The 26,585-nt window shown below is 46.4% G+C and carries 19 protein-coding genes; 14 read left to right on the top strand and 5 right to left on the bottom strand.

What is annotated here, in order from left to right; all coding sequences use genetic code 11:
* The first annotated feature begins 141 nt into the window (after window positions 1-141).
* Window positions 142-1,110 carry a tetratricopeptide repeat protein gene (locus NC980_RS21140; protein ID WP_190376741.1) on the top strand — a complete coding sequence of 323 codons (969 nt, stop codon included), beginning with the start codon at window positions 142-144 and terminating at the stop codon, window positions 1,108-1,110.
* On the opposite strand, the gene NC980_RS21135 is transcribed toward NC980_RS21140, so the two are convergent.
* Window positions 1,107-1,661, bottom strand: a complete 555-nt coding sequence (locus tag NC980_RS21135; RefSeq protein WP_190376740.1) for an FHA domain-containing protein — start codon at window positions 1,659-1,661, stop codon at window positions 1,107-1,109. The two genes, NC980_RS21140 and NC980_RS21135, sit on opposite strands and share 4 nt — an antisense overlap.
* A gap of 441 nt (window positions 1,662-2,102) precedes the next feature.
* Here NC980_RS21135 and NC980_RS21130 point away from each other — a divergent pair, with 441 nt between their 5' ends.
* On the top strand, window positions 2,103-3,323 hold the full coding sequence (locus NC980_RS21130; RefSeq protein ID WP_190376739.1) for a M28 family peptidase: 1,221 nt from the start codon (window positions 2,103-2,105) through the stop codon (window positions 3,321-3,323).
* A 120-nt stretch (window positions 3,324-3,443) separates the two neighbouring features.
* On the opposite strand, the gene NC980_RS21125 is transcribed toward NC980_RS21130, so the two are convergent.
* Together NC980_RS21125 and NC980_RS21120 are read right to left on the bottom strand one after the other, a co-directional pair.
* Window positions 3,444-5,507: a PA14 domain-containing protein gene (locus NC980_RS21125; protein ID WP_190376738.1), complete on the bottom strand. Its 2,064-nt coding sequence runs from the start codon at window positions 5,505-5,507 to the stop codon at window positions 3,444-3,446.
* A 718-nt stretch (window positions 5,508-6,225) separates the two neighbouring features.
* Window positions 6,226-8,286 carry a polysaccharide biosynthesis tyrosine autokinase gene (locus NC980_RS21120; RefSeq protein ID WP_190376737.1) on the bottom strand — a complete coding sequence of 687 codons (2,061 nt, stop codon included), beginning with the start codon at window positions 8,284-8,286 and terminating at the stop codon, window positions 6,226-6,228.
* A 562-nt stretch (window positions 8,287-8,848) separates the two neighbouring features.
* On the opposite strand from NC980_RS21120, the gene NC980_RS21115 reads away from it, so the two are divergent.
* Window positions 8,849-10,180, top strand: coding sequence for an O-antigen ligase family protein (locus NC980_RS21115; protein ID WP_242026841.1), 1,332 nt, complete (start codon window positions 8,849-8,851; stop codon window positions 10,178-10,180).
* Window positions 10,181-10,369: 189 nt separating this feature from the next.
* On the opposite strand, the gene NC980_RS21110 is transcribed toward NC980_RS21115, so the two are convergent.
* Window positions 10,370-11,290 carry a WecB/TagA/CpsF family glycosyltransferase gene (locus NC980_RS21110; protein ID WP_190376736.1) on the bottom strand — a complete coding sequence of 307 codons (921 nt, stop codon included), beginning with the start codon at window positions 11,288-11,290 and terminating at the stop codon, window positions 10,370-10,372.
* Window positions 11,291-12,249: 959 nt separating this feature from the next.
* Here NC980_RS21110 and NC980_RS21105 point away from each other — a divergent pair.
* From NC980_RS21105 to NC980_RS21060, 10 genes are all read left to right on the top strand, one after another.
* Window positions 12,250-12,933, top strand: coding sequence for a sugar transferase (locus NC980_RS21105; RefSeq protein WP_190376735.1), 684 nt, complete (start codon window positions 12,250-12,252; stop codon window positions 12,931-12,933).
* Window positions 12,934-13,019: 86 nt separating this feature from the next.
* Complete coding sequence (locus NC980_RS21100; protein ID WP_190376734.1) at window positions 13,020-14,006, top strand: glycosyltransferase family A protein; 987 nt, start codon at window positions 13,020-13,022, stop codon at window positions 14,004-14,006.
* Entirely contained in the window at window positions 14,003-15,436 is a 1,434-nt protein-coding gene (locus NC980_RS21095) for a lipopolysaccharide biosynthesis protein (protein WP_190376733.1), read from the top strand. Before NC980_RS21100 ends, NC980_RS21095 begins: the two co-directional genes overlap by 4 nt.
* Before the next feature lie 38 nt (window positions 15,437-15,474).
* Window positions 15,475-16,392 carry a DUF6625 family protein gene (locus tag NC980_RS21090; RefSeq protein ID WP_190376732.1) on the top strand — a complete coding sequence of 306 codons (918 nt, stop codon included), beginning with the start codon at window positions 15,475-15,477 and terminating at the stop codon, window positions 16,390-16,392.
* 82 nt (window positions 16,393-16,474) lie between these two features.
* A complete protein-coding gene (locus tag NC980_RS21085; protein ID WP_190376731.1) occupies window positions 16,475-17,632 on the top strand; it encodes a glycosyltransferase family 4 protein in 1,158 nt (385 codons plus the stop codon).
* 49 nt (window positions 17,633-17,681) lie between these two features.
* Window positions 17,682-18,851, top strand: a complete 1,170-nt coding sequence (locus NC980_RS21080; RefSeq protein ID WP_190376730.1) for a glycosyltransferase family 4 protein — start codon at window positions 17,682-17,684, stop codon at window positions 18,849-18,851.
* Window positions 18,852-18,882: 31 nt separating this feature from the next.
* Window positions 18,883-19,875 carry a glycosyltransferase gene (locus NC980_RS21075; RefSeq protein WP_190376729.1) on the top strand — a complete coding sequence of 331 codons (993 nt, stop codon included), beginning with the start codon at window positions 18,883-18,885 and terminating at the stop codon, window positions 19,873-19,875.
* 9 nt (window positions 19,876-19,884) lie between these two features.
* Entirely contained in the window at window positions 19,885-20,838 is a 954-nt protein-coding gene (locus NC980_RS21070) for a glycosyltransferase (RefSeq protein ID WP_190376728.1), read from the top strand.
* Window positions 20,839-20,892: 54 nt separating this feature from the next.
* A complete protein-coding gene (locus tag NC980_RS21065) occupies window positions 20,893-22,071 on the top strand; it encodes a glycosyltransferase (protein WP_190376727.1) in 1,179 nt (392 codons plus the stop codon).
* Window positions 22,072-22,210: 139 nt separating this feature from the next.
* A complete protein-coding gene (locus tag NC980_RS21060) occupies window positions 22,211-23,548 on the top strand; it encodes a hypothetical protein (protein WP_348254066.1) in 1,338 nt (445 codons plus the stop codon).
* 135 nt (window positions 23,549-23,683) lie between these two features.
* On the opposite strand, the gene NC980_RS21055 is transcribed toward NC980_RS21060, so the two are convergent.
* Entirely contained in the window at window positions 23,684-25,486 is a 1,803-nt protein-coding gene (locus NC980_RS21055) for a M3 family metallopeptidase (protein ID WP_190376725.1), read from the bottom strand.
* Between the two features lie 112 nt (window positions 25,487-25,598).
* Here NC980_RS21055 and NC980_RS21050 point away from each other — a divergent pair, with 112 nt between their 5' ends.
* Complete coding sequence (locus NC980_RS21050; protein WP_190376724.1) at window positions 25,599-26,138, top strand: NADPH-dependent FMN reductase; 540 nt, start codon at window positions 25,599-25,601, stop codon at window positions 26,136-26,138.
* Window positions 26,139-26,585 lie beyond the last annotated feature (447 nt).

The raw sequence follows: 26,585 nt of genomic DNA, 5'->3' as shown, positions 1-26,585 counted from the left end.
AAACCATGATAAAACTTAAAAGTTCGTACAGAGCCAGCAGGCTCTATTTTGCATTTCATCTCTCTTAATGCAGAATAAGACGGATCGGGGTGCGATAGATACAGGATTACGACTTGTCACTAACCTATCGAGGCACCAGCAATGCAAGTTTCTAAACGCTCAGTTTTTCCTTTGCTTCTGACCTTAACGGCTGCGGCATTGACCACCGGATGCGACGATGCTTCCGATGCAGTTCGCGCTTCTACCCCACAACTGAAGACCGATCTGGCGCTGGGCGATCCGGCATATTACGTAAACTTGGGTTACGAACTTCAGCAAAGCCGCAAGTACGACGAGGCGATCGCCGTCTATCGTAAAGCAATCATCCTTGATATGGAAAACGCCGATGCCTATAACGGCTTAGGTGAAGTGTTAACGACTCAGCGCCGTACCGAAGAAGCACTCGCTGCCTACCGCCGCTCGATCAATATTAATCCCAAGAATGCCGCCGCTTATAGCGGGTTGGGAAACGCCCTCGCCGATCGCAAACGACTCGAAGAAGCGATCGCTGCCTACCGTCGCTCCATTGATGCCAACCCGCAGCAGATGAATGCTTATACGGGACTCGGTAATGTCTTGACGCAACAAAAGAAAATTTCGGAAGCGATCGCGTCCTATCAACAAGCCCTAAATGCTCCAGAGAAAACGGAAACAGCGCAAGCGATCGCATTTGTCGGTTTGGGTCGGGCACTACAAACGCAAGGCAGAGTTGACGAAGCTCTCAACCTGTTCTATAAAGCAACAGAAATTGCGCCAGAGTACACGTGGGCGCACGTTTTTCTGGGCCACACGCTGGCGAACCAAGAGCAATTCGATCAGGCGACCGCCGCTTACCAAGCAGTCTTGAGACAGCCGAACGAACGCAAAAGCAACCTCGGCAGCAGTCACGCGATCGCGCACAACGGGCTAGGCGCAGTGCTGCAACGGCAGGGGAAAGTGAAAGACGCGATCGCTCAGTTTGAGAAAGCAGTAGAAACGGATTTGAATTACGAGGCTGCACACGCCAATCTGCAACGAGCAAAGCAGCTATCCGCTCAGATCCCGTCGCTGACTGTGAAAAATTCGATCTAAGACCTTTCTGAAGCGCGAGTGGGTTCGTTCCACTCGTCAAACGTCTCTTTCACGCTGACGGCGAAAAACTCCACCAGCAAATGACTCAACGAGATCACATCACCATCTAGGAGCGAACGCTGCTCTAATGCAGGCAAGCGTTGATGGTTGAGAAAGGTGCCGTTGCTGCTCCCCACATCCATTAGATAGAATCCTTCATTCACACTGTGACCGATGATCGCATGACAGCGTGAAACTGAAGGATCTGGAACAACGATCGCGCACTTGCGGCTTCGACCAATCACCCAAGTAGAAGCAATCACACTGGGTTGAGAGTGATTCGGATTCGACAGATTTGTGGTGAGAAAAGCGGTTCGTCCGGTCGTGACTGCCTGAATGTAATAGGACGTAGCGCAACGCTTAGGAGCATCAAGAATAGGCTCAACCAGGGTCGAAATTTTATCGATGTCATGTCCGCAATCGAGTAGAAGCGATCGCGAAATCGCCGGATAAGTCTGCAAAAACTGGAGCGCACGATCGCCACTATTGTTTGGTTGCGGCAAATTTAACATAGCTGGTGTCCGCGCGTTAAGCGTTGAACAAGGTAAAACATTCTGTTGGACGACGACCCGGTTTTGAATTTAGCGACAACCCACGAAGCTGCAAGATTCCTTAAATATCGACATGAACATCTATAGAACAGGAGTTATAAAAATAATAAATCGCCTGCTTGCGAAAGGTGGGCTAGGTAGAATAAATCCTACCTTTTGATAGGGTGCAAGCATTTGAGGCAGTTTTTCTTACAAGCTTCATACGGAAGCGATTACGGAGAACGTTGTTTAAATTTTTATCAAGTCTAAGTAATCTAGTCACCAGAGTATAACGCTTCTATAAACGCGCTTTACTAAAATTCTAGTGACAAAGTAAATTCGGCGCTCTGTTGATGAGCGCGGCTCAAATCGCTGCGGAAATGACTGATTAAGCTAAAACAAACCATACTTCCTGAGATCTTCATGTTCTATTGGTTACATCGAACGCGACGTGTAGTGCGAGCATGGCATATTTGGCTTGGGGGAGCGATCGCGCTCTGTTTGATTGCGACTCATGCGCTAGTTGCAGCGGATTTGCTGTATGCCGATGTGCAGGCGCTGGTGAAGATAGGGGCGCGGGCGGCAGGATCTTCTAGGGCAGAGCAGGCAAGCGAGTATTTGATTACTGAATATCGCAAGGCGGGGTATCAGGTTGAAATCCAGACCTTTACCTATCCGAAGTTTGCAGATGTGGGGTCGAGTTTGATCGCCGATGGCAAAACGATCGGAGCTTGGGCACTGGTTCGCTCTGTTGCGGGGAATGTGACAGGTCAGTTAGTCGCTGTGCCGAATTTTGGGCGAGCTGAAGACTTTAAAGCGGTGAATGTACGAAATCGAATTGCGATCGTTCAGCGCGGCGGCAATCTTCAGTTTGCGGAAAAAATCGAGAACGCAGCAGCGGCAGGGGCGCTCGGGATTTTGATTGTGAATAATCAGCTTGGAAATACTCGCGGAATGTTACTCAAGGCTTCTGCAATCCCCGCAGCATCGCTTTCTCAGGAAGTAGGAACCTCTCTGCTGCAACAAGCTCAAGGTACAAGCATTCTTGCAACCTTGAGGGTTAAAGCACAGCCCAGCGCGATCGGGCGAAATGTGATTGCCCATTTGCCAGATATCAAACAGCCTCAGTTAATCATCGGCGGACATTACGATTCGGTCGAATACTCTCCGGGCGCGAATGATAACGCATCGGGAACCGCAGTTGTTTTAGGGTTGGCGCGATCGCTCTCAAAATCCCCACAAGCTCGTCAGATTTGGTTTGTGTCGTTTGATGGAGAGGAAGATGGGCTAAAAGGATCGGAGGCGTTTGTCGATCGAGCAACTTCGCAGTTTCTGGCTAGACTCAAAGCAATGCTGAATTTTGATATGGTCGGGATTAACGATCGATTGTTGCTGGAGGGTTCGGGTGCAATGAGCGAGATCGCATCCTCGATCAATGGGACTGTCAGTTCCAATCAGCTTGGCGGGAGTGATCATCTGTCTTTTAAGGCAAAAAATGTACCCACTTTGTTTTTCTTCCGGGGTAAAGACCCAAACTATCATTCACCAGGAGATACCCTTGTTGAGCCTCGTTTGCTGAGAGAAACCCAAGCAACAGCACTAAAAATCATCTCCACTATTCTCAATCAAGCATCACCAAGATAAAGCGATTCTAAATCAGTTGTGAAGTGGGGCGTGGGGTATCATTCCCATTCCCGCCCCCTACTCCCTACTTCTTTTAGCGCTCACAACTCAAACAGGATCGCTATCGATCTCATTCGCACACTAATCAGCAAAAGTTAGCAGAATCACTGAATTACGGGGCACAACAATGCCATTTTTGAGGTTTGACCAGTTGACTGTTTTCTGGCTATAGCCCGAAGGTGACATTGTGTGAGTATCGACGGATGATTGACGAGGACTCCATCCGGTGAAGTTCGATTGCACCTGTTGTGAGTCATTAGATTGATTGATAATCAGAAAGGATTTGTAACCTTGAGTGGTGTTACTCACAGCAAAAGTTGTAATTGCATTTTCGTTGCTCGTTGTGGTCGAAATTCGATTGCCAATCATATAGCGATTTAACAACTGCAAAAATTTCCCACCGGGGCGCAGATTTCCCTGGTCGTCCATCTTGCCATAAATGCCATCTTTTTCATTCCAGGCAAGCGTCCCAGCCGCGCCATTTGTGAGCGCTTGAGCAATACTTAACGCATCAAATACTACCCCTTTGTAGTTAGCCATGCGTGGATCGCGGCTTTCCCACGTCCAGCTAATGTTATATTCACCCAACATCGCCGGAATAGTTCGGTTTGGACTTGCAGCTTTTAACGCTTCAACAATGGCTTTAGTGTAACCACCGATAAATCGAGTTGCATTAAAGATGTCCTGGTCTGCGGTAGAAGCACTACCACTGGCGTAATAGTGATAGGTAAAAAAGTCTAGATGATCGATCGTTCCCTTGATGAATGGAACATAGAACGGCTGAAGATCCGGACGCGCGACCGCAGGCCCGCCAATTTTGATCGTCGGATCAGCTTGCTTCATTGCAACCGCCGCTTTGTTATAAATCGTGATCAGTTCATTTAAACGATCGGGCTTGCTCGAATCTTTCAATCCACCCCAGCCGTTATTGTCACGGAACTGCACAAAGTAGTCATTATCTTTTTCATTCGTCACTTCCCAATACTTCACCTTGAGCCGAGCATCCTGGTTGACGATCTTGACTAAATCGGCACAGAGCCGAGCAAAATTATCAAACTGATTGCGATCGAGGAAGCCATCACGATCGGCATCCATCCAATCGGGCCAAGTCGGAATGTTGATCATGCGCTCCGGTTGATTCTGCCCAAACGCTGCGAATGAAGCAGACAGCGCCGATTTCGCTTTGTTGGCATCCCAAGTTTGACGAGCCGTATTAATGAGACCATCTGAAGTGCTGGAATCCTGCATCGTACTGCCATTGTGAAACCGAATCATACCCGGACTCATGGTTGCCATGTTGCTTTTGTAAGCTGCGCTATCAAACGTTCCCGTCCGGAAGCCTTGATAAGCATTCACACCGTAACCGAAGGCTGTATTTCCTCCCTTGCCGCTATTCCAATCGACGGTAGTCGTGATGCTGTCTTTGCTCATGGCGCTAATAGATGCTGTGGGATCTAAGACAATAGGTTGATTGTCTGAGCCAGCTTGAGGTTGAATGATCGGAGCGACAATAGTATCAAGAGTGACCGGAATCATTGGACTAGTTTGAGGGCTAGTTTGAGCGGGTGCAGAGGATATTGGAAAGGGGGCAGCGATCGCATCAAGCTGGCTCTGTGGAATTACTTCTTTAGCCTGACTTGGGCTTGACCACAACAGTTCAATCACAGCATCTCCGCCGTTTTCATAGTATTCTAGCTTGATGTCGTGGGGTTGCCCAGCAGCAAGGGCAATGCTTCCCTGATCCTCAGTTACAGAGTGATCTGTCCAATGATCAATCACAATCTTTCCGTCCACCCACAATCTCACACCATCGTCAGAGCGCGTATAGAACGTATAGTTTTCAAAATGTTTTGACCAAATTTGTCCCGTCCATCGCACTGAAAAATCGTCCGCTTGCAGCGAAGCATCGGGTGCGTCTCTTTTCCAGTCAAAATTCACAGTTGCATCTGTGCGGGTGTGCTTGAGATTGCTGAACCCTTTTCCCTGGTAATACTCTGCCTGTAGACCATTGCCAGTACTGCTGCGGGTAAGCGGTGAGGTGCTGGTCAGATTGTTTTCAAGCGCGATCGTTTCGGGTCTGGTAGAAGATTCGATCGCGCTAAAGCTACGGCTTTCTGCTGAAAAACCGGGGTTTAAAGTTGCCATTGTTTTGTTCTGGGTAGTAATTGAGAAACTAAATTGAACAAGCCAAAGTCAATCACCTACACTGCGGATGTACTTGCAGCATAAAGTGATTTAAACGATCGACTTGGGTAAAACTCACATTGCACAATGTACTAGCGTAAGAACACTAGCATGAGCAGGAATAGTTCAGGATCTACAAAACCTTCCACTTGCCCCTCGATTGATCTGTCTTTTCGTTGTTCAACATGAATTAGCTCATGTGAATGAAAGCGAACTTAAGTGAGTGTGGTAGACGCTGAAACATAATAGCAGCACAGGTTAATCTACTGAGCTTTTAGTTTAGTAGATTAACCTGTGACATTTTAGCTTGATTTGGTAAAACGAACAGGAAAAGTTTGCGTTGCCCATGAGGTTGTTTGTCATAGCAGACACTGCAATTCCAGAGTTTGAAGATGAGCGGTCAGCCCAGAATGCCCAATCAATGCACTCAAACAATGCACTCAAAACAACTGTCGATCGACATTCAAATTGTCTACGGCAGCTTAATAAAATAGAAATTGAACAATAATTTTTTGTTGATATGATTTTTAACTATAGTGCTCTGGTTTAATTTACGAACACTAAAAGAAGTAGGGAGTAGGGGGCTGAAAAGGGAACGACACCCTGCCCCCCACTTCCACAACTGATCAATAAACCAAGTGATCAATAAACCAACCGATCAATGAACTAACAGCACAGGTCACGAATAATTTGCCAAAGTCGAGTTCGATCGATACGTATAAGGGCTTCCCTGAGCTTCTACACCATTGAGTACCAAGCCAAGCAATCTCGCTTGATGCTGCGTTAACTGCTCTAGACTATCATTCACTGCATTCCGGGCACTAAAACCTGGACGAACTACAAATAGCACATAAGGCACGATCGCAGCCATCAGCGCAGTTTCGCTAGTTGAGCTAACAGGCGCACTATCGACTAAAACATAGTCATAATCGTTCTGTGCTTCTGCTGCTGCTAAGTAGCGCTCAAACCGTCCTCGCGTTACCAGATCGACAATCTTCCCTTGATGTGGCATTGTTGGCACAAAGTCCAGATTCGGCTGCAACGACACCACGTGACCACTCAGAGCACGATCGTTCTGGAAGTTGCCTAAAGCATTGTGCGGATATCCAAGTTGATGGCTTAACTCGGCTTTACGGAAATCTCCATCGACAAGCAATACTCTAAACCCTAAATCAGTTAAAGCATAAGCAAGCTGGAGAGTGATTGTTGTTTTTCCCTCATCCGCCATCCCACTGGTAATTAACAGACGCGGACTCCTGAGCGATTGCAAGCTCACGGCTGATGCCAAGCGCTGAAACTCAATCTCGCTTTCAGTGCCTAGATTCGGGTCGATCGACAATCGCCTGAACATCGGAATCCGAGCCACTAAAGCAAATTTCATCGACTGCAAATCTTTCGGGCTGAGCAGCGGGTTACGAGCCTCCAGAAGTAACAGCAGCGCTATACTACCGATGATTGAAGCCAGGATCGCATTGATCAACATGACCGACCTTTTCGGGCTAGTTGGCTTCGGATCAACTACAGGTGCATTTAATTCCTGAATATTGGGATAAGCATTAAAAGCATCTAGATTCGACTGCTGCACCTGAGCCACTAGCCCTTTGTACAACCCTTCCGTCGCATCTGCTTGTCGCTGCAATGCGGCTAACTTAGCTTGATTCGCAGGAAGCGCGGACAACGATCTTCGTCGTTGTGCGATCTGTCGCCGCAGTTGTTCAGCGCGTTGCTGTTGTCCATTCGCATCGCTTTCTGATAACACCAACTGCTGAATTAATTCGGCGCGGCCTTCGGCTCCGGTTGTGAAATTGGTATTAGCGTTAATCCGTCCTGCTGCCTGTCCAACATACTGCTGGAGTTGAGATCGGAGGCTATTGCGCTCAGCCAGTGCTCTTTGAACTTGAGGAGTACGATCGGTAAAGGTCGCTCTCAATCTACCTAGCGTCGTTTCTACTTCGGTAAGCTTACTGCGAATTTGCTTGTAATCTTCGTTTTGATCCAACCCCAACGCTTGAACTGCGGCAGCGGAAGATAAATTTAATCGGGCTGCTAGCGTATTAGCACGATATCGGTTTGCTCTTGCTTCGGCTTCGGCTTGAGCTTGTTCAGTCTCTAACGTATTGATGGCTGTAACCAGCCCTTTGGTTTGCTCTTCATCATTGACCAAACCTGTAGCCTGCTTAAATCGCGCTAACTCAGTCTGTGCTTTCACCAGTCTTTGTCGGGCTTGTTCAAGCTGTCTTTGCGTCGTCGCATCACGTGCAGTGCTGTTTGCCTGCCGCAGTTCGCCAAGGCGCTGCTTGTAAGCATTAAGAATCGCGATCGTTCGTTGTTTCGCAACTTCTGGACTCGATCCAGTCACTGCTAGCTCCATAATGCTCGTCTGATCTAAGGTCGTCACGCTGAAGTACTGCCCATAGTGGCGCGGTTTGTCTGACCCAGTACGCTCTGGATCAGCCTTCCAGGCTTTTTCGAGTAAAGCATCACTCGACAACACCGCTTGCTGAATCTTGAGCGGGTTGATTTGAGATGAAAAGCTTGGATCACTCTCTCGATAAGAGCCAAGTGTGCCTAAGTTAGCATCCAGGTTCCCGCCATTTGTTAGGGGTAGAATGAGTTGAGCCGTTGCTGTCCAGCTTTTAGGAGTGGTTGTGATCGCAGCGATTGCTGCGGCTGCAACAAGTGCATTAAGGCCGAGCAGCGCTTTCCAATGCCTAGAAGCAATCGATACTACTTTTTTCATGCGATCGCTCCTAGAAGATTTTCAGGTATCCGAAATAGCAAATTATGGTCAAGCAACAACAATTCCATGTAATTTGTTTGTTAGTTCACTGAGTGTTTGTAGTTCACTGAGTCAGGAAGAGGGTTGCGTTTTTCAAACAAATTGTTTCACACACAAGTGTTCTTTACAGATATTTCTTAACAGGTGAATGTCTCTCATTCCCTTACTTCCGTAGATGCCTGACAAGTCTAGAGTTGACTTATATTTTACGAAGAATGTTACTGTATTCAATATGCAAATAGATAGAATTTTTTTGTTCCAGCAAAGCCAACTTTTGTCAGCAATAGCTAGGTAGCCTGAGTTCGGAGTCATTCAAGCTTGTGCAATGCATCGATCGGCTGATTTTTTTAATTTGGTTTAAAGTTACCCTTTCCAGACCAGTAGAACTAGCCTTGTCTTTGGTGTGTGATCTGCTTGATCGCGCTGGTTCTCTATCTGAAGCATGGTCTAAAGTACGCTTGTTCTCTATCTAAAGTAATAGAGTGACCCTTTAATCACTAACTGGAACTCCTCTAAAACCCGTATGTTCGATCTGCCTTCGATCAAACCGAAGTTTATCACTCCAGAAATGAGTCCTTTGTCGCGCTCAGAACGCGTAATTTACTGGACAATCATTCTCACACCGCTTTGGTGGTTGCTGGGAATTCAGCCCCTTTTCTATCCTGCTCTTGTCATTAGCTTGTTAGCCGTTCACTTTAGCCTTGATCACTTGATTCAAAAGTCATTACCCAACTATGTTTGGGCTTGGTTAGCGATGTCGATCGCCATGCTTTGGACGGCAGCACTGGGGATCAACGACATGGGGTTTGATTTAATGGTCGCAGCGGCAGCAGTAGTGACATTTGCAAAAAGCTACTTTCTCATTTTTGCTTGTCTTGCTTTGCCGTTTTTCAATCGGTTACGAGTCGAGATTGTGACGCGAGCGATCGCCTGGATGTCAGCAGGCTATTTGGTGACGATCAGCATTCAAGTTGCCATGCTGATTCTCAACATTGGCGGCGATGGTTACACACCACCACTGGCGCGGCTGCTTCCGGGAGATAAGGGTAGCTTGCGGGTAATGTTTGCAGATTTAGCGCCGTTTTTTGGGGTGCCATTGCCCAGAACAGTTCTCTACACACCTGATCCCCCAATTTTAGGACTGTGTTCGCTTTTGTGTTTTTTGATTTGTTTAGGAGAGCGCGATCAACAACTCCGACGTTTCGCCCTACTTGGTGCAGTTGCCGGATTGACCGTGAGCGCAAGTCGGAGTGCCTGGATTTGTTTGCCGATTGCTTTGTTGGTTGGTGCTTGTCTTGAAAGTGGATTGTTTCGCCAGCTTTCGTTGTGGAGTATGACAGCGACGCTGATGGGATGCAGCATCTTTGGTTTGACGATCGAGGAACTCTTGCGTAAGCCTGCCGAGGGTTTTACACAGGTGCGTGCGTCTTCTTCGCAGGAACGTGCGATCGTGGTGCGCGAAACGCTTGAGGCTTGGCAGCAGTCTCCTTGGATCGGCTGGGGTGTAATCCGAGGGAAAGCGCACCTCTACGAAGATGTCTACATTACGCTGGGTTCATTCTCGACCTACGCGGCTGTTCTATATTTGAATGGCATCGTAGGATTTATCGCTTTGATCGCTGCAATGCTTCTGACTCTTTTTGCGGCTTATGCGACTGCCATTCGAGGTAGCGCGAATTGTAAATGGGCATTCGCGGGGCTAATTGCACTCTATATTGCTTGTAATGCCACTCCGCTTAGCTGGATGGCAGTCAATCTGTGGTTTTTCTTTGTCTGGTTAGGAGCGGTACTGTGTGAAGCAGAATGTCAGCATGTTCGCTTCACAAACTGGGATCAGCTATCTGGACAAGATTAATTCGGACTCACTCACGCTCATCCCATCCAGGTTGCTCCCTAGATCCCTACAGACTTGCTACAAATACGGGTAAAGACACGAACACCGTAGGTGCAGTAAAGCACCTACGGTGTTCGTGTCTTTACGGGAGACTCGCGTCCTTATGGGGTACACGAAGCATCAGTGTGGTGCGTCACTTCGGATCGCTCTTTATCCAGAGATGGGATCAGCATCAACCAGTCGATTTTCAGCGGACTTCAACTCTGCTCTAATCGACTCAACTCCTGTATTAGAAAGCTTTTTAGAGCGGCTAAGCGGCTCCATAAGCTGCACCCTCAGCGAGAACGAATACGCTTTCGCTAAGGCAATATGGAGCAGAAATGCAGGATTGCCTAGTAAATAGCGAGTTGCTAGGCGCTTCGGCTCACGAAACAATCGATACACCCACTCTAATCCCAAATCAGAAAGCAGGGGTGGACAGTCTGGAACGATACCTGCCAAGCGATCGATCACTGCACCCCCCATCATGATCACATTGACATCCAACTGATCCCGATTGAGGCGAATCCAGTCTTCCTGAATGGGCATCCCCATACCAACTACCAAAATCTGCGGCTTGACTTGATTAATTTGTTGCACGACCTGTCCGTTTGCATCAGGATTGTGAATGTCAAAGTAGCCATGATGTCCACTAACTTGCACATTCGGGTACTGCTGCCGAACTTGTGCGATCGCGGCATCGACACATTCTGGCTTTGCGCCTAGCAGAAAAATCGAAAAATTCTGCTGGTTACAGTGCGACAACAATTTAGGCATCAAAAGGCTGTAGGAAGCACGATACTGCAAGGGTAGCTTCAGACCCATGAAGCCGATCGCTTTGAGAATACCGACACTATCACAGTGAGCAATCTCGGCGCTTTGAAGAAAGTTATGAAACCACGGAAGCTGCATTGACAAATTGAAGCCATGAACATTGTAATGTGCCACCGTGAGCTTTGTACCCTCAGTGCAAGCCGTATGAATGGCATCGACAATCGCGGCAACCGTCATACAAGTAATCCGCCGCCCTAGCAAATAGACACTCAAACTGGGTGAATCTTTTAATTGGTGCAATTTTGTTTGTCCGATCATAGCTGCTTGGATGGCTTTATCTAGCGATCGTTAGGGTGAGTTCAGCTAAAGAGTGACTTCAGTTCAAAGCATTCAGGACGCAATTATCGGTAAAAGCACAGCTTAGAGCGCACTCTCCTACCGAAGCTCTAAGTGATCAACATTGATAAATGATAGCAATTAGCACTCTTATAACCTCTGCCCCAACAGTCAGAACCGGGGAACTACAGAACCATTAAACTGGTTCAGACTGAGTCAAGCTGAGAAGCGAAAGCTGTCTGCGCTGTGTGCAGGAAAGCTTCATACCACACAGTTTATTTTCTCGAATCTCGGAGAGATGGCCTTAATGAAAAACAGGCTCTTTTCCGAAGCACGACTAATTCCTGTGCTAAGCGTAACAGCCCGAATCATAAGAAGCCGCAAATCACGGGAACATCTCCCAAAAGAGGTATGCAATGAATAAAAACTAGCTTGAATTTAACGCGCGAGTTGCAGAAGCCGTGACTGTGAGCAGGATTGGTCGAATTTAGCTGCTATTTTTCATCGAGCTTTACTTCATTAATTCTTGAAAAATTAATTGAACCTCCTCAAAGCGCAACAGGCATATTTATCAAGGCTTTACAGGAATTTCATAAATCTAGTACATTATTTATAGTTTTCATGAAGAATTACGGGCTTACACCTTTAGAGGGAGAAGATTCACCCTATTTTTTCCGTATACACGTAGGACGTAACAATTTTTAATCTAGAAATCTTCATTGCATCTTTACAAAAACTGCCTTATCCCTTTCGTGCTTGCCGCTATGATCTATATTAATACTCAGCGTTGCTTTTGATATTCGCTTTTACATCAATGTTTTGTTGACACCACAGTGCCTTGTTGACACCACAACGTTGCTGGAACTATTACTTTTTAAGATAGTCCTAGTTCTTTAGTAATCATCGATTAATCTATCTCCTGTTGATGGCGGTGACAAAAAATGAAGATCGTAGCTTTCTCAAATTTGGTGCCTACTGCTAACGATTTGATTCCTGTATCGCTCAATTCATTACCTCAGCATCGTTCTACGGTTTCGGTGTTTAAACGATCGATAGATGTAGTTGGAAGTATTGTCGGTTTATGTATCTTGGCATTGGTCTTTATTCCCATCGCCTTAGCCATTAAGCTAGACAGTAAAGGTTCAATTCTCTATGTACAGAAAAGATTCGGTCTGCGGGGACAGCCCTTCTATATCTGTAAGTTTCGCTCAATGGTGGAGAATGCAGACCTGTTGAAAGACCAAGTTCCCAATGAAGCGCAAGGATTAGTCTTTAAGAATAAGCATGATCCCCGCGTGACAAGAGTAGGACGATTTCTGCGGCGAACGAGCCTGGACGAACTACCCCAGTTTTGGAATGTACTACGCGGAGAGATGAGCTTAGTTGGGACTCGTCCACCTACAGAGGATGAAGTGACTCAATATGAATCGCATCACTGGCAACGCTTGAACGTTAAACCAGGTCTTACAGGAGAGTGGCAGGTGAGCGGTCGCTCTGAGATTCATGATTTCGAGCAGATTCTAAAGCTTGATTTTCAGTATCAAGCGAAGTGGACTCCACTCTATGATCTCCAGATCATTGGGAAAACGCTTTGGATTGTGTTCGATCGACGAGGTGCCTACTAGGTTATCAGCGCCGTGATTTTGCTGTGATTTCACGCGCTTGCAGCCTTTAGCGCATGGTGTAGGAGTTTTCGAGGTAAGAAATTTCCATGAGCAAACCTAAAGTTAGCGTCATCATTCCAGCCTATAATGTTGGTGCTTATCTTGAAGAAGCCTTGATATCTCTGGAGCAGCAGTCTCTAAGAGCATTCGAGGCGATCGTGGTCAATGATGGTTCAACCGATCGAACCGTTGAGATCGCTGAGCAGTTTTGTCAACGCGACTCGCGCTTTCAACTGATCACAAAGTCGAATGGGGGTTTGTCATCGGCTCGCAATGCTGGAATTCACAAGGCTCAGTCTGACTATATTGCGCTACTAGACGCAGACGATCGCTACGAACCCGATAAGTTAACCAACCATGTCGAGCGGCTCGATCGTGATCCCAGCGTTGGAATAGTCTACAGTGCTTCACACATCATTCGCGATGATGGGCAGCGCAGTTGGATGTCTTTGAGCGGCAAGCCAATTGCCGCTGATCCGTTAGTGTCTTTGATGTATAAAAACTTTGTCGGTCATGGTTCAAATGCCGTGTTTCGTCGAGTTCTGATAGATGAAGTGGGAGAGTTTGACGAAGCCCTGCGTAGTTGTGAAGACATCGATTTTTGGTTACGGGTCGCAGCAACAGGTCGATGGCGTTTCTACCGGGAACCTCGCCCTTTGTGCTGCTACCGGGTTCGCCCGTCTGGACTTTCGTTTAACGTGGCGGAAATGCAGCGATCGCAAGAACAAGTGCTTCAAGCGGCTTATCAACGCTCTAGAGAACAGCTTGAACCGTACCTACCGACTGGCTATGCCTATATGTATCGTTTCCTAGCGCGTTTGGCACTAACAGGAGGGGATACCCAACAAGCGCAACAATTGATACAGCAGGCCTGGAAGAGCGATCGCTCTATCTTTTACACTGACCCTCGATCGTTGTTAACGCTGATTGCAGTGAAGCTTTCACCCTTGTCTAAACAATTGATCCGGAGATCGCTTGATGTCTCTCACAATCGATCGACCCCTGCAAAAACAATCCAGAGCAAAAGTCTATGAAATCAACCTCACTGATTAAAAGTGGGTTGTGGATTACCTACGCCACGTTTGTCACTCGAATTTTTGTCTTTCTCAGTAGCGTGGTGTTGGCGCGATTGCTTCAGCCCGCAGACTTTGGCGTAATTGGGATTGCGTATGTGTTTTGGTCACTGTTTACGCTATTTACTCAAGACACAGCCGGAGCCTTTATTATCTACAAGGGCGCGGATAATCCGAAGTATGTTAATACAAGCTACACCGTTAGTTTACTGACGGGTGTGGTACTGGCATTGGCAATGGTAGTGACTGCTCCCGTAGTTGCTGACTTCTTTCGTGAACCTGCACTGACTGGTATCCTAATTGCATTCTCGTTTAATCTGGTGTTGTCCTCTGCTGCCTATGTTTACAGCGGGATCATGACGCGCCGAATGCAGTACCAAGCGTTAGCGCATATCAGTTTAGTCAGTTCGCTGACTCGATTACTCTGTACTACTGGAGCCGCCTTGCTTGGGTTCAAATACTGGTCGTTTGTGATTGGAGATACTGCTTCTTGGGTGATCAACTGCTTGCTATCGCGGCACTACTCAAGACACCGTTTCCGGCTGCAACTTGATCCAGAGGTACGATCGGAAGTTTTCACCTTTTGTTTGGGTTCTGTGGGGTCAAGTATCGGGCTATATCTTAGCTTTAATGCGGATAACTTCACGGTTGGCAAGATTTTAGGCAGTGCCAGCTTGGGGTTTTATAACCTTGCGTATCAGTTATCAATGACCGTCTCTAGCATTTTGAGTTCTTTGCTCAATCAGTTGGGAATGCCTGTTTTTGCACAGCTTCCGATCGAGAAGCAAGAAGATGCGTTGTTCAAGGTGGTTGAGCAGGTTGCGTTCTTTGCGGCTGCGAGCTACGCGATCATTTTTCTAGTCTTCGATCCCCAATTTGTGACGCTGCTCTTTGGTGCGAACTGGATACCGATTTGTACTGTGCTACCTGGATTATTGTTTTATGGATATTTCCGCGTGGTGAACTCGCCGCTTTACTCGATGCTAGTTGCGAAAGGTCGCCCGGATTTGAATGCGAAAGTCAGTCTTCAGATGGCTCCGATTGCGGTGCTTAGCTTTGTGATTGGGGCTTGGCAAGGTGGCATCGTGGGCGTGAGTTTGGCGGTAGCGATCGTGCTGGGGATCATCTGGACGCTCTTGTACTGGTGGACTGCGTGTAAACAGTTCCACTGGCCGCTGAGAAAATTTTTGCTTTCCTGCTTTATTCCAGTTCTACTCAGTGTTCCAGGAATTTTACTCTCACTGCAAATGCCTTTGATTCTAAGACCTTTTACCTTCTTACTGGCTTATGTGTTATGTCTCCGCTTCTTTGTTCCTGAGCAGTTTTTTCAATATCAACTGTTACTGACTAAGTTGTTTCATCGCGTGATTGCTTTACGTCATAGTCGATAATTCCTGTTGTTTTGTGTAATTCGGTGTGATTGAGGCTTATGCAGAAAAAGATTATTCTATTAATGCCCTATTTCGGTCAGTGGCCTGAATGGTTTAGGTTTTATCTCGAATCTTGCCGCTGGAATCCGACGATCGATTGGCTTTTCTTTACAGATTGTCCGATTCCTGAGAATGCTCCGACCAACGTTCGATTTATTCCGATGAGCTTTCCAAAGTATCAACAAATGGCTTCGGAGCGCTTGGGAATTAACTTCAACACCCAATCTCCCTATGCTATCTGTAATCTTAGACCTGCGTATGGAGTGATTCATCAAGACTATCTAGAGGGTTATGATTATTTTGGCTTTAGTGACATTGATGTCATCTACGGCAATCTAAGAGCGTTCTACACAGATGAAGCCCTATGCCATAACACCTTGTCAACTCATCCCGATCGCGTCTCTGGGCACCTCTTCCTCATCAAGAATAACGAACAATGGATTCATGCTTTCCGTAAGATCCCCGGTTGGCAAGACCTCATGAGCCAACCCTTAATTTCGGGGATAGATGAAGCATTTTTCGGCAAGTTGCTGCTGGGGCATCGGCGACTTCCATCGCCTGTGCGTCGAGTGTGGGCAGTTTTCGATCCCTACAAGCGAAATCATCTCTTTAAAGAGCGCTTCAGCACCATTTTGTCTGATTTTCCGTGGGTGGATGGGACATACCGCTATCCGACAAAGTGGTCTTGGTATCAAGGTAAATTAACCGTTGAAACGGGTGAGGAAATGATGTATCTGCACTTCATGAATTGGAAGTCAAGCCGATACCTACAAACTCAGTTTGGGGATCAGGCTGCTTGGGAAAAACTACCTCGACTTGCTGATCCGAGCCTAACTGACTTGAGCCAAGGGTTTTGTATTAGCCCTGAAGGATTTACTCCTTTATCGGTTGCAGAGCCAATCAAAGCCAGTATGTAATTGTCACCTAACTTTATTGGCTTGTCGTGTCTTCATCCTTTGTGGCTGTACTTTAACTCGCATAAAACACTCCCATAAAACAATGGAAATTAAATCTCTTTTGGTGACAGGTGAATCGATCTTTTTGGAGCGTCACCAGTTTCTATTCAACGCTTTATCAAGTCATTTTAGTCGGCTAGACTTTCTGCCTCGGCAAAGTGAATGGTACGAAGCCAAGTTACCGAGAACAGTTCTCAAAGGACTGCTAACGCTACGGACAGGCTCTTTAAGTCAAGCGAATGCTGTGTTTCAAAAGAATAAAACGGCGTTTGTACTCAAGTCCCAACAAGCAGAGCGCAGAATTCAGCACCTGAGCGAACCACCAGATTTCGTGCTTCAGATTTTTGGCACCTATAGTCCGGTGTGGAATAACACGACTCCTTATGCGATGTTGCTAGATTACACAACCGCCCTTGCAGAACGAAATTGGTCTGCTTGGGCGACTTTTTTGAGCGATCGATCCCGTCAGGACTGGTTTGAGTGTGAGCGTTTAGCCTACAACCGAGCAACCCATATTTTTAGTATGAGTCATGTGGTGAAGCGATCGCTGATTCAGGACTATGGTATGCCTGCGGATAAGATAACTGTTGTCGGTTCTTCTGGAGATTTTCAGGAACCTTATGCGGGTGAAAAAACGTTCGGTAGCCGACAGATTCTATTTAATGGTTCAGATTTTGAGCGCAAAGGCGGAGAGATTGTTTTGGCAGCGTTCAGACAAGTTCGGCGCGTGATCCCCGAAGCTAAGCTTGTCGTTGTGGGTAAAAAACTGCCGTTTGAAGAAGCAGGCATTGTGAATCCAGGTCATATCGCCTCGCGTTCGGACTTGCATCAGTTATTTCTGCAATCCGATCTAGTCGTTGCCCCTGCCTATTGCGATCCCTTCCCAACTTTTTTAATGGAAGCGATGAACTATGGTACTCCTTGCATTGTTTCCGATCGCGATGGAATGCCGGAGATTGTGGATCACGACATCAATGGAATTGTTATCGATCAAATAACACCAGAACAACTAGCAGAAGTGATGATCAATACGCTCAATGGCCCCCAGAAGCTAACTGTGATGTCTCAGGCAGCACGACGCAAAATGAAAACGCAGTTGAACTGGAACACGATCGCGGATCAAATTGCACATACAATCTTTGCTACGGCGGAAGCAGATCGAAGCGATCGAGCATCTGTGAGACTGCGAGAGCCTGCATAACACAACGATCAGAAATAATTAATCACAATCACAAGAGGTAAAACCTAAAATGCTACAAGCTAATATTCTGGCAACCGGAGAAGCTCCCTATATAGCGAGACACAATTTTCTTTTTCAAGCTTTAGCTTCGCGCTGTAATCAGGTACAAATTTTGCAGCGCGAAAACGAGTGGTATGACGCAAAAATACCAAGACTACTATTGAAATATCTCTACGCTTTGAGGGTCTTCTCCAAGAGCAAAGCAGACACTTTATATGAAAAAAACAAACGAGAGTTTATTGCTAAATCTCGGCGGTTTGAGCAGGCAATTAAGCAGCTAGAGTACAAACCAGATTTTGTATTCCACCTTCTTAATACCTTTAGTCCGTTGTGGGATCAGCAAGATATCTCTTATGTCTTGTTGTTAGACTATACAATGCGCCTTTCTGAAAAGAGTGAAATTCCTTGGGGTTACTTTCTCAACCGCACACAACGAGAGGAATGGCTTGAGTGCGAACAACAACTCTTCGAGAAAGCCAAGCATCTATTTGTTCAAAGTCATGTAGTGCGGCGATCGCTAATTGAAGATTATCAAATTCCGTCCGATCACATCACTGTAGTGGGTGGAGCCGGTGATTTTCTGGAGCCTTATCAAGGCAAAAAAAACTTTGGTAGCCAGCAGATTCTATTTAACGGGTCGGACTTTGAGCGTAAAGGTGGGGACCTCGTTCTCGCTGCTTTCGAGCAGGTCAGACAAGTTTTGCCAGATGCAAAATTAGTGCTAGTTGGCAGAAAGCTACTCAAGCAACGGGCGGGGGTTGAAAATCCAGGAGACATTTCACGCGAACAACTAAAGCAGTTGTTTCTTGCTTCCGATATCGTGGCTGCTCCTGCTCCTTGTGATCCTTTTCCGCGCTTTATTATGGAGGCGATGAATTATGGTGTGCCCTGCATCGTGAGCGATCGGGACGGAATGCCAGAGATTGTAGATCATCAGCACAATGGAATCGTGCTTGACCAGCTCACACCTGACGCACTAGCAGCCGCTATGATTGATCTCCTGAGCCATCCTGCTCGTCTAGAGTCAATGTCTCAAGCTGCACGCCATAAAATCAGAACTCAATTAAATTGGGACGCTGTAGCAGACACGATCGTGCAGGTTTTGTCTGTGGGTACTAACGAAGGCAATTCTGATGAATCCAGTGATTTAGAAAGTAAGCGTGCTAGCTCCTTGTACTAAGCAAATACATTTATATTGTTAGGTGAAGAAGATGCCCGTAATTTCTGTAATCATTCCAGTGTTCAATGGCGAACATACTATCACAGAAACAGTCCAGTCCGTGTTGAATCAAACCTTCACAGAGCTAGAGATCATTGTGATCGATGATGGGTCACAAGACTCTACCTTAAGCGTGGTTTCCAGTATCACAGACACACGAGTCAAGGTATTTTCCTACAACAATGCAGGAGTATCAACGAGCCGCAATCGCGGATTCGCTCATGCAACAGGAGAGTACATTTCCTTTCTCGATGCGGATGACCTGTGGACACCAAACAAGCTCGAAGCACAATATCAGGCATTACAGTTACATCCTCAAGCAGCAGTCGCCTATAGCTGGGTGGACTACATCGATCAGGACGGGAAGTTCTTTCGCTCCGCGAACCACGTCACAGCAAACGGCAAAATTTATGAGCAACTATTGCTAAATAACCTTTTAGAAAACGGGTCTAATCCGCTAATTCGTAGGCAAGCTTTTGCTGATGTAGGCGGCTTTGATCCAACGCTAGCTTTCGGAGAAGACTGGGAGATGTGGTTGCGGTTGTCTGCTCGTTATGAGTTTGTTGCAGTGCCTTCGCCTCAAGTTCTATATCGGATGTCCAGTAATTCCGTGTCTTGTAACGTTCAAAGAATGGAAACAGGAAGTTTGCGAATGATTGAAAAAGCGTTTAGTCAAGCACCTCAATCCCTACAATACCTAAAACGTAATGCTATTGCTAATCTTTATCACTATCTCACCTTTAAGGCGTTTGAAGGCTCTCCGAAGCGGCAAAACGGGCTGATTGCAGCGCGATTTTTCTGGAACGCGATCGCAAATAACCCATCTATGCTCCTCGGTTGGAAAACCGTCTTAAGAGTCTTAGCAAAGGTATCCTTGGTGGCTCTTCTGCCGCCTGGACACTCATATGCAGCGATCAAAGCAGCAAAGCGAATCGTTCGTTTAGAGATAGCAAAAAAGCCTAAGCCAATCAGCACACAAAGTTAGGTGAAGAAGATGCCAGACATTTCTGTAATCATCCCAGCATTCAATAGCGAGAAGACAGTCCAGGAAACAATTCAGTCTGTGCTAAATCAAACTTTCACAGACTTTGAAGTGATTGTGGTCGATGATGGTTCAAAAGACTCGACCTTGAACGTAGTTTCTAGCGTCACAGATCCACGAGTTAAAGTGTTCTCCTACAAGAATGCAGGCGTATCAACGAGCCGCAATCGTGGGTTTGCTCAAGCAACGGGAGAGTACGTTTCCTTTCTCGATGCGGACGACCTCTGGACGCCGGACAAGCTGGAAGCACAGTACAAAGCATTGCAGAAGAACCCTCAAGCAGCAGTCGCCTATAGCTGGGTGGATTACATTGACCAGAATGGCAAGTTCTTTTACGCCGGAAATCATGTTACGGCATCGGGCAATATCTATGAAAAGCTATTGCTGCACAATCTTTTAGAAAATGGCTCTAATCCTTTGATTCGTCGGCAAGCCTTTGCTGATACGGGTGGCTTTGATCCAGCGTTATCTTCCGTAGCCGACTGGGATATGTGGTTGCGGTTGTCTGCTCACTACGAGTTTGTTGCAGTGCCTTTGCCTCAAGTGCTGTATCGAGTTACGGCGGGTTCGATGTCATCGAACTTCCTAAAAATGGAGGCAGAAGGTTTGCACTTCATTGAAGCGGCATTTAACCAAGCACCCATCTCCCTACAGCACCTGAAAAAGCGCAGCCTTTCTGTTCTCTACCGCTATCTCACCTTCAATTCACTAGGATCTATCCCAAGTCGGCAAAACGGATTGTGTGCGGCTCGATTTCTTTGGAACGCGATCGCAAACGACTTCTCGACAGTGTTCGAGTGGAAGAGAATGCTGACAGCATTGGTGAAAATCGCCGCATTTGTTTCCTTCCCTCCTGATCACTCACAAGTGCTTCTGATGAAAACAAAGCAATTGTTAGCAAGATAATTGCTTTTGTAGCAGCCTGTCCGCCCTAGCTTTTTTACTCTCTAGACTAACTCTATGACCGTCAATCTCCAGAAGCACAGTCCTCAATCTCAAACTTTACAGCCTGATCGAACATCTCAAACTGCTCCTGATGTTGCAATTTTTCTGCGCGAATTGCATGGAGGTGGAGCAGAAAAAGTATTGCTCAATCTAGCCCGAGGCTTTATCGATCGTGGTTTAAGCGTCGATTTGGTATTGGCTAGAGCGTCAGGACATTATCTATCACAAGTTCCTCCTGAGATTCGCATTGTTGATCTCCAGGCAAAGTGGGTGCCGCTGAGTTTGCCGAAATTAGTTCGCTATCTTCGACAAGTTCAGCCAGAACGACTACTCGCAGCACTACATTACCCTTGTGAGATTGCACTCTGGGCAAAGCGCCTAGCAGGGGTATCGACTCGAATCGTTGTGACAGAACATAATCACTTGTCGATCGAGTCAAAGCGCATTCCTCAGCTATCTGTTCGGCTTACTCCGCTTGCTGCCCGGCTATTTTATCCCTGGGCCGATGAGATTGTTGCTGTGTCTCATGGAGTGGCTGAGGATTTGAGCCGAATTACTCGGTTGAAGCGCGATCGCATTCAAGTCATCTATAACCCGATTATTCTGCCTGAATTATTCACGCTGGCGCAAGAACCTGTCGAGCATCCGTGGTTTCGGTCTGGAGAACCACCCGTTGTTCTGGCAGTCGGCAGGTTGCATCAGCAAAAAGATTTTCCGACCTTGATTCGTGCTTTTGCTCAAGTTCGGCAAGTTCGACCGGCTCGGTTAGCAATCTTGGGTGATGGCCCTGAAAGGGAACGGCTGATCGAATTGATTGAAAGCTTAAGCTTATCGAATGATGTGGCTTTACTTGGGTTTACTCAAAATCCTTATGCTTACATGGCAAAAGCAGCTATGTTGGCACTGTCTTCTGAGTGGGAAGGATTGCCCACCGTTTTAGTCGAGGCAATGGCACTGGGAACTCCGATCATATCCACCGATTGTAAAAGTGGGCCGGCTGAAATTTTAGCTCAAGGTCGCTACGGTGAACTTACCCCAGTTGGAGATAGTGATGCGATCGCGGCAGCAATTCTCAAGACCTTAGCGGCTCCAAAGCGTATCATTGATCCTGAGTGGTTAAATCAATTCACTTGGGCGACCTGTACGCAGCAATATGCAGACATTCTGGGTGTTTCTCAGCCGAAGATGAAATAGATCAGTTCTATAGTTACTCGTCGTTTCAACTCAATCAAATGTTATGACAAAGAAGAAAGCACTGTTCACTTTTGGAGCCGTATTTACGATATTATTTTGCCTTGAGCTTAGCTTTCTAGGCTGGAGCAATCTTCATAGTGTGCTTTCAAATCTTCAGGATCACCATAAACCTTTTCCCAATCAGCTTACGCGATTGCGCATCAATCTAGAGTTTATTGGAGCAACGATCGTCTATATTCTGTGGTTAATTCAGAAGCAAAAAGAGAATTTTCCAAGCTTTAACAAGATCTTGAGCGTTTGTGCTCTATTTTTAGTCGTACCATTTCTGACCTATCCACGCACATTCGATATCTATCAATATCTTCACTATGGGCTGATGGGATTAGCTGGAGTGAATCCTTATCTCAATTCTGCGGATAGTTTTTCTTCTAGCTTATCTTCATTTCTTGCATGGTCACAGTCTTCAACTTATGGCCCTGTTTCACAGTTGATTTTCATGGCGGCAGCAGCAGTTGTGAAAGTTAACTTAGTGGCAGGGATTTATTTCTTCAAACTGCTTTGTCTGATATTTCATGCGGTTAATGGATTTCTAGTTTGGGCATTGCTAAAGAACTCTGCTTGGCGAAGCAAAATTACTATTGCTTACTTAGTAAATCCACTATTGCTGACTGAGCATTTACTCTGCGCTCATATCGATGTGTTTGTTGCAAATGCTTTGCTGCTTTTACTGCTTTTCTTACAGCAGCGTAAGTATTCCCTGCTTGTATTAATGGTTTGGTTAGGATTTTTGGAAAAAACGTTACCGATTATTTGGTTGCCGTTTGTGTTCAGTTTTCTACTATTAAATCGCCGCTGGAAAGACATTGGAGTGTCTATCCTAACCTCGATCGCAGTCATTCTAGTCGTAAGTCTGACGGCTCTACCGACGATCGAAGCTTGGAGAAGCCTACTGAATCCAGGAGTTACAGACAAAACAGCGCTGTCGTTTCATTATCTTCTAAGTGCATCACTGTCATACTTTCCTGGAATGGCGATCGAAACCAAGCAAAACCTACTTTCTCTATTTACGCGCCTGACAACTCTAGGATTTGCCGCTTTCTATGGAATTACGTTACTCAAGTCTTATCTAAAACGGCGCTACTCCGAAACTAATTTAATCTCGGATATTGGTTGGGTAACATTGGTGCTGATTTTGTTTGCGACACCTTGGGTGATGCCCTGGTATGCTTCGATTTTGCTACCGATCGCGGCTGTTAATCTCACTTCGCCTGTGCTTGCTTTAGCGAGCTTAGCGTTTAGTTTATCAAGCAATCTGATCTATCGAGGAGCAGGAAGCGGAGTTTCTATTTTCAGCATTCTGTCTACGCTAACAGTGCTTTTACCGCCGATCGTCGTATTAGTGTTCGGCTCTAGGCTTCGCCACCTCGAACTGATGTCAAGACTGATGCCTGAACGCGAACCTTCTCTGAAGAGTTAACCCCTTTCAGCAAGCTGAGTGTATCTCTTCAAAGTCCTGATTTGGGAGACAAGAAGCTGCTCAAACCGAAGCCAAGAATCTATCGAATGTCGATAAAAAGACCTTCGATCAACGATCGAAGGTCTTTCTGTTAAACTACAGGCTTGCTTGTAACTGATCTAACAGCTTCTCAACATAAGTCAATGCACCTCGAATCGTGGCTGGATCTTCAATATCCACACCCACATATTGCCGCAGTGCAGTCACTTGATCTAAGCTACCTCCTGCTGCTAGAAGCTCCAAGTAACCCGGAATAAAGTCTTTACCAACTTCAAGATACTTCTGATAGCAAGCAAGGCTGACAATGTTCGATGCAGTGTACTGATAACAGTAGAACGGCTTGAAATAGATATGTCCAATCCGTGCCCAGTCATACTGATGCTCAGGCAGCACTTCAACCGCATCGCCACACAAGGTCTGATATAGCTTCATCCATTCCCCATTCACAAAGGTCTGATCAAAGCTACCTTGAGCCGCTCGATCGTGGATTGCCAATTCCAATCGGCTGATCGTACTCTGCCGGAACAGTAGATTCAATTGATCTTCAAGCTGTCGAGTGATCAACGATTTAGTCAATGCTTTATCGTCTTTCGCCTGCTTCAACAAATAATCCAGTAGTAGGAGTTCATTAAAGGTTGAAGCAATTTCTGCTAGCACCATTGGCGGATTACTATTGAAATAAGTTTGGCGATCGTCAATCCAAGCAAAGTGCAGCCCGTGACCCATCTCATGCGCCAAGGTAAACAGCGAATTATAGTCATCGGTGTACGACATCAATAGATAACTATGTTTGCCGTAGGTGTAGGAGCAGAATGCACCCCCCCGTTTACCGGGACGCACCTTCGCATCCACCCAGTTGTTCAAGAAGAACTCTTCTGCACGTCGAGCATAGTTCGGATCGAACTGATCCAAGGCAGACAGTAAAGTCTCAACACCCGCTTTGTAAGTTACAGGGGGAGCGCTTTCGGTTGTCCAAGGGGCGTAAAGATCAGCAGTCCGAATCTTTTGACCCAATGCTTGACCTTTTAGCTGGTAGTAGCGCTGGAATAAATCAAAGCGATCGCCCGTTCCCGTCATAATTGCCCGGAACACTGGTTCAGACACTTCATCAGCTAGCAATTGCTTATGCAGCGTTGACTCATAGCCGCGCATCTGGTTTTCCAGCTTGTGATCCTGGGCAACCGTATTCATGATGTAGGCATACAGCGAATTGTGCTGCTTCATCACTTTGCGAACCGATTGATAAGCAGCAGTGCGAATCTCTGGATCAGGATGATACAGCAGCGCACTCAGTTCGGATTCAGTATTGACCGTGCGACCGTCTGGAGTCGTGACCGGCTCATATTCTTGTTCACCGAGATGCACCGATCGCAGTTGAATAAAGGCTTGCCGTCCAGTCAAACTATCCTGATTACGAGTTTGTTCTACTTCTTCAGACAGCGTGTGCGGACGATATTTTGCAATTCGGTTTAGATAGTGTTGATAGGTTGAGAGCACTGAAGCTTTTTGTAGTTGATCAAACTTATCTGCCTCTAAACTTTGAAGCTCTAAATCAAAGAACAGTAGTTGGTTTTCAACTCCGGTCAGCGCTTCCATTACTTTGTCGAGGAATTGCTTTGCTTCGGTGTTGCGCGTGTCGGCGGAAAAAATCAGGGATGGGAAAGCGTAGAGATAGCCTGATTTTTCGGCGATCGCTTCTAACGCTTTAAAACATTCGGCTAACTGTTCTGCTGTTAACTCTTTAACTTTGCCGCGAAATGAGTCGCGAAATTCGCTGGCTTGCGTCTGCAACGCCTCTAGATCCTGCGTCAACTTCGGATCGTCAAAACCTCGATAGAGATCAGACAAATCCCATTCTTGAGGATCGTCTAACTGAGTGAGTTGAACTGCTTGCGTCATTGAAAATTCTCCTGTCGTTTTAACCGAATCGCTAAATTACAGCTTAAGGCGTAGTCATTACGAGTTTGTTTTGTCTATGATAATAGCATATCGTCTCCAAGGAATCAGCTCAATGGTAAAAGTAGTTGGCATTGCAGGAAGCTTAAGACCAGGCTCATACAGTCAGAAAGCGCTGAAAGTTGCCACCGATCGCGTTGCAGCTCTGGGTGCAGAGGTAGAGATCTTGGATTTACGATCGCTTGACCTACCCTTCTGTGATGGTAGCGACGATTATCCGGATTATCCAGGGGTTGCAAAGCTTAAACAGGCTGTCAGTGAAGCAGATGCCGTGATTTTAGCGACACCGGAGTATCATGGCAGCGTTAGCGGTGTGCTGAAAAACGCGCTTGATTTAATGGGATTTGAGGAATTCACCGGAAAAGTAACCGGCGTGATTAGTGTCTTAGGTGGACAGTCGAATAACAATTCTCTGAATGATCTGCGGATTATTTTACGTTGGATTCACGCTTGGACAATTCCTGAACAGGTTGCGGTTGGACAAGCTTGGAAGGCATTTAGCGAAGACGGTAAGTTACTCGATGAAGGATTGTCGAAGCGCTTTGATGCCTTTGCTCAGAGCTTGGTTGAGAATACTCAGAAATTGAGAGGTTAACGTACTTCCCTTGTAATTCCATGCAGCTTGATGTAATACTGTGCCTGAATTAACGTCAGCTCGATGAGTTTTTTCGCTTTGATTTGAACCGACCTGCCCCCTAAATCCCCCCTTCTAGCCCTGCTGCTGAAAGGGGGTTGCAGTGCGCTATCTTCTACCGTTGTCGGAATCACAGACGAAACCTGTGTATCGGGGAAAATGGAACACTGAACCGTTGCTTTGATAGTAGGCTCAATCCTTCGATCAACTCAAAGTTGCTTTACATCTCTACAGCAGTTCATCAAATCAAACATTGGCCTGTCACAGTATCAGTATTTCTGAGATGTAGAATCAGTTGCAAAATTGCATAAACTTCGGCAGGTGATTCTCACGTAACTTCGGCACCCGATTCTCAGTTATCTTCGGCAGGTAATTCTCATCGAACTTCGGCACCACGCTTTACACTGC

Source organism: Leptolyngbya sp. AS-A5 (assembly GCF_039962495.1).
Taxonomy (GTDB): domain Bacteria; phylum Cyanobacteriota; class Cyanobacteriia; order Leptolyngbyales; family Leptolyngbyaceae; genus Leptolyngbya.
The sequence above is the reverse complement of the archived record's forward strand: the minus strand, read 5'-3'. Positions and strand labels throughout refer to the sequence as shown.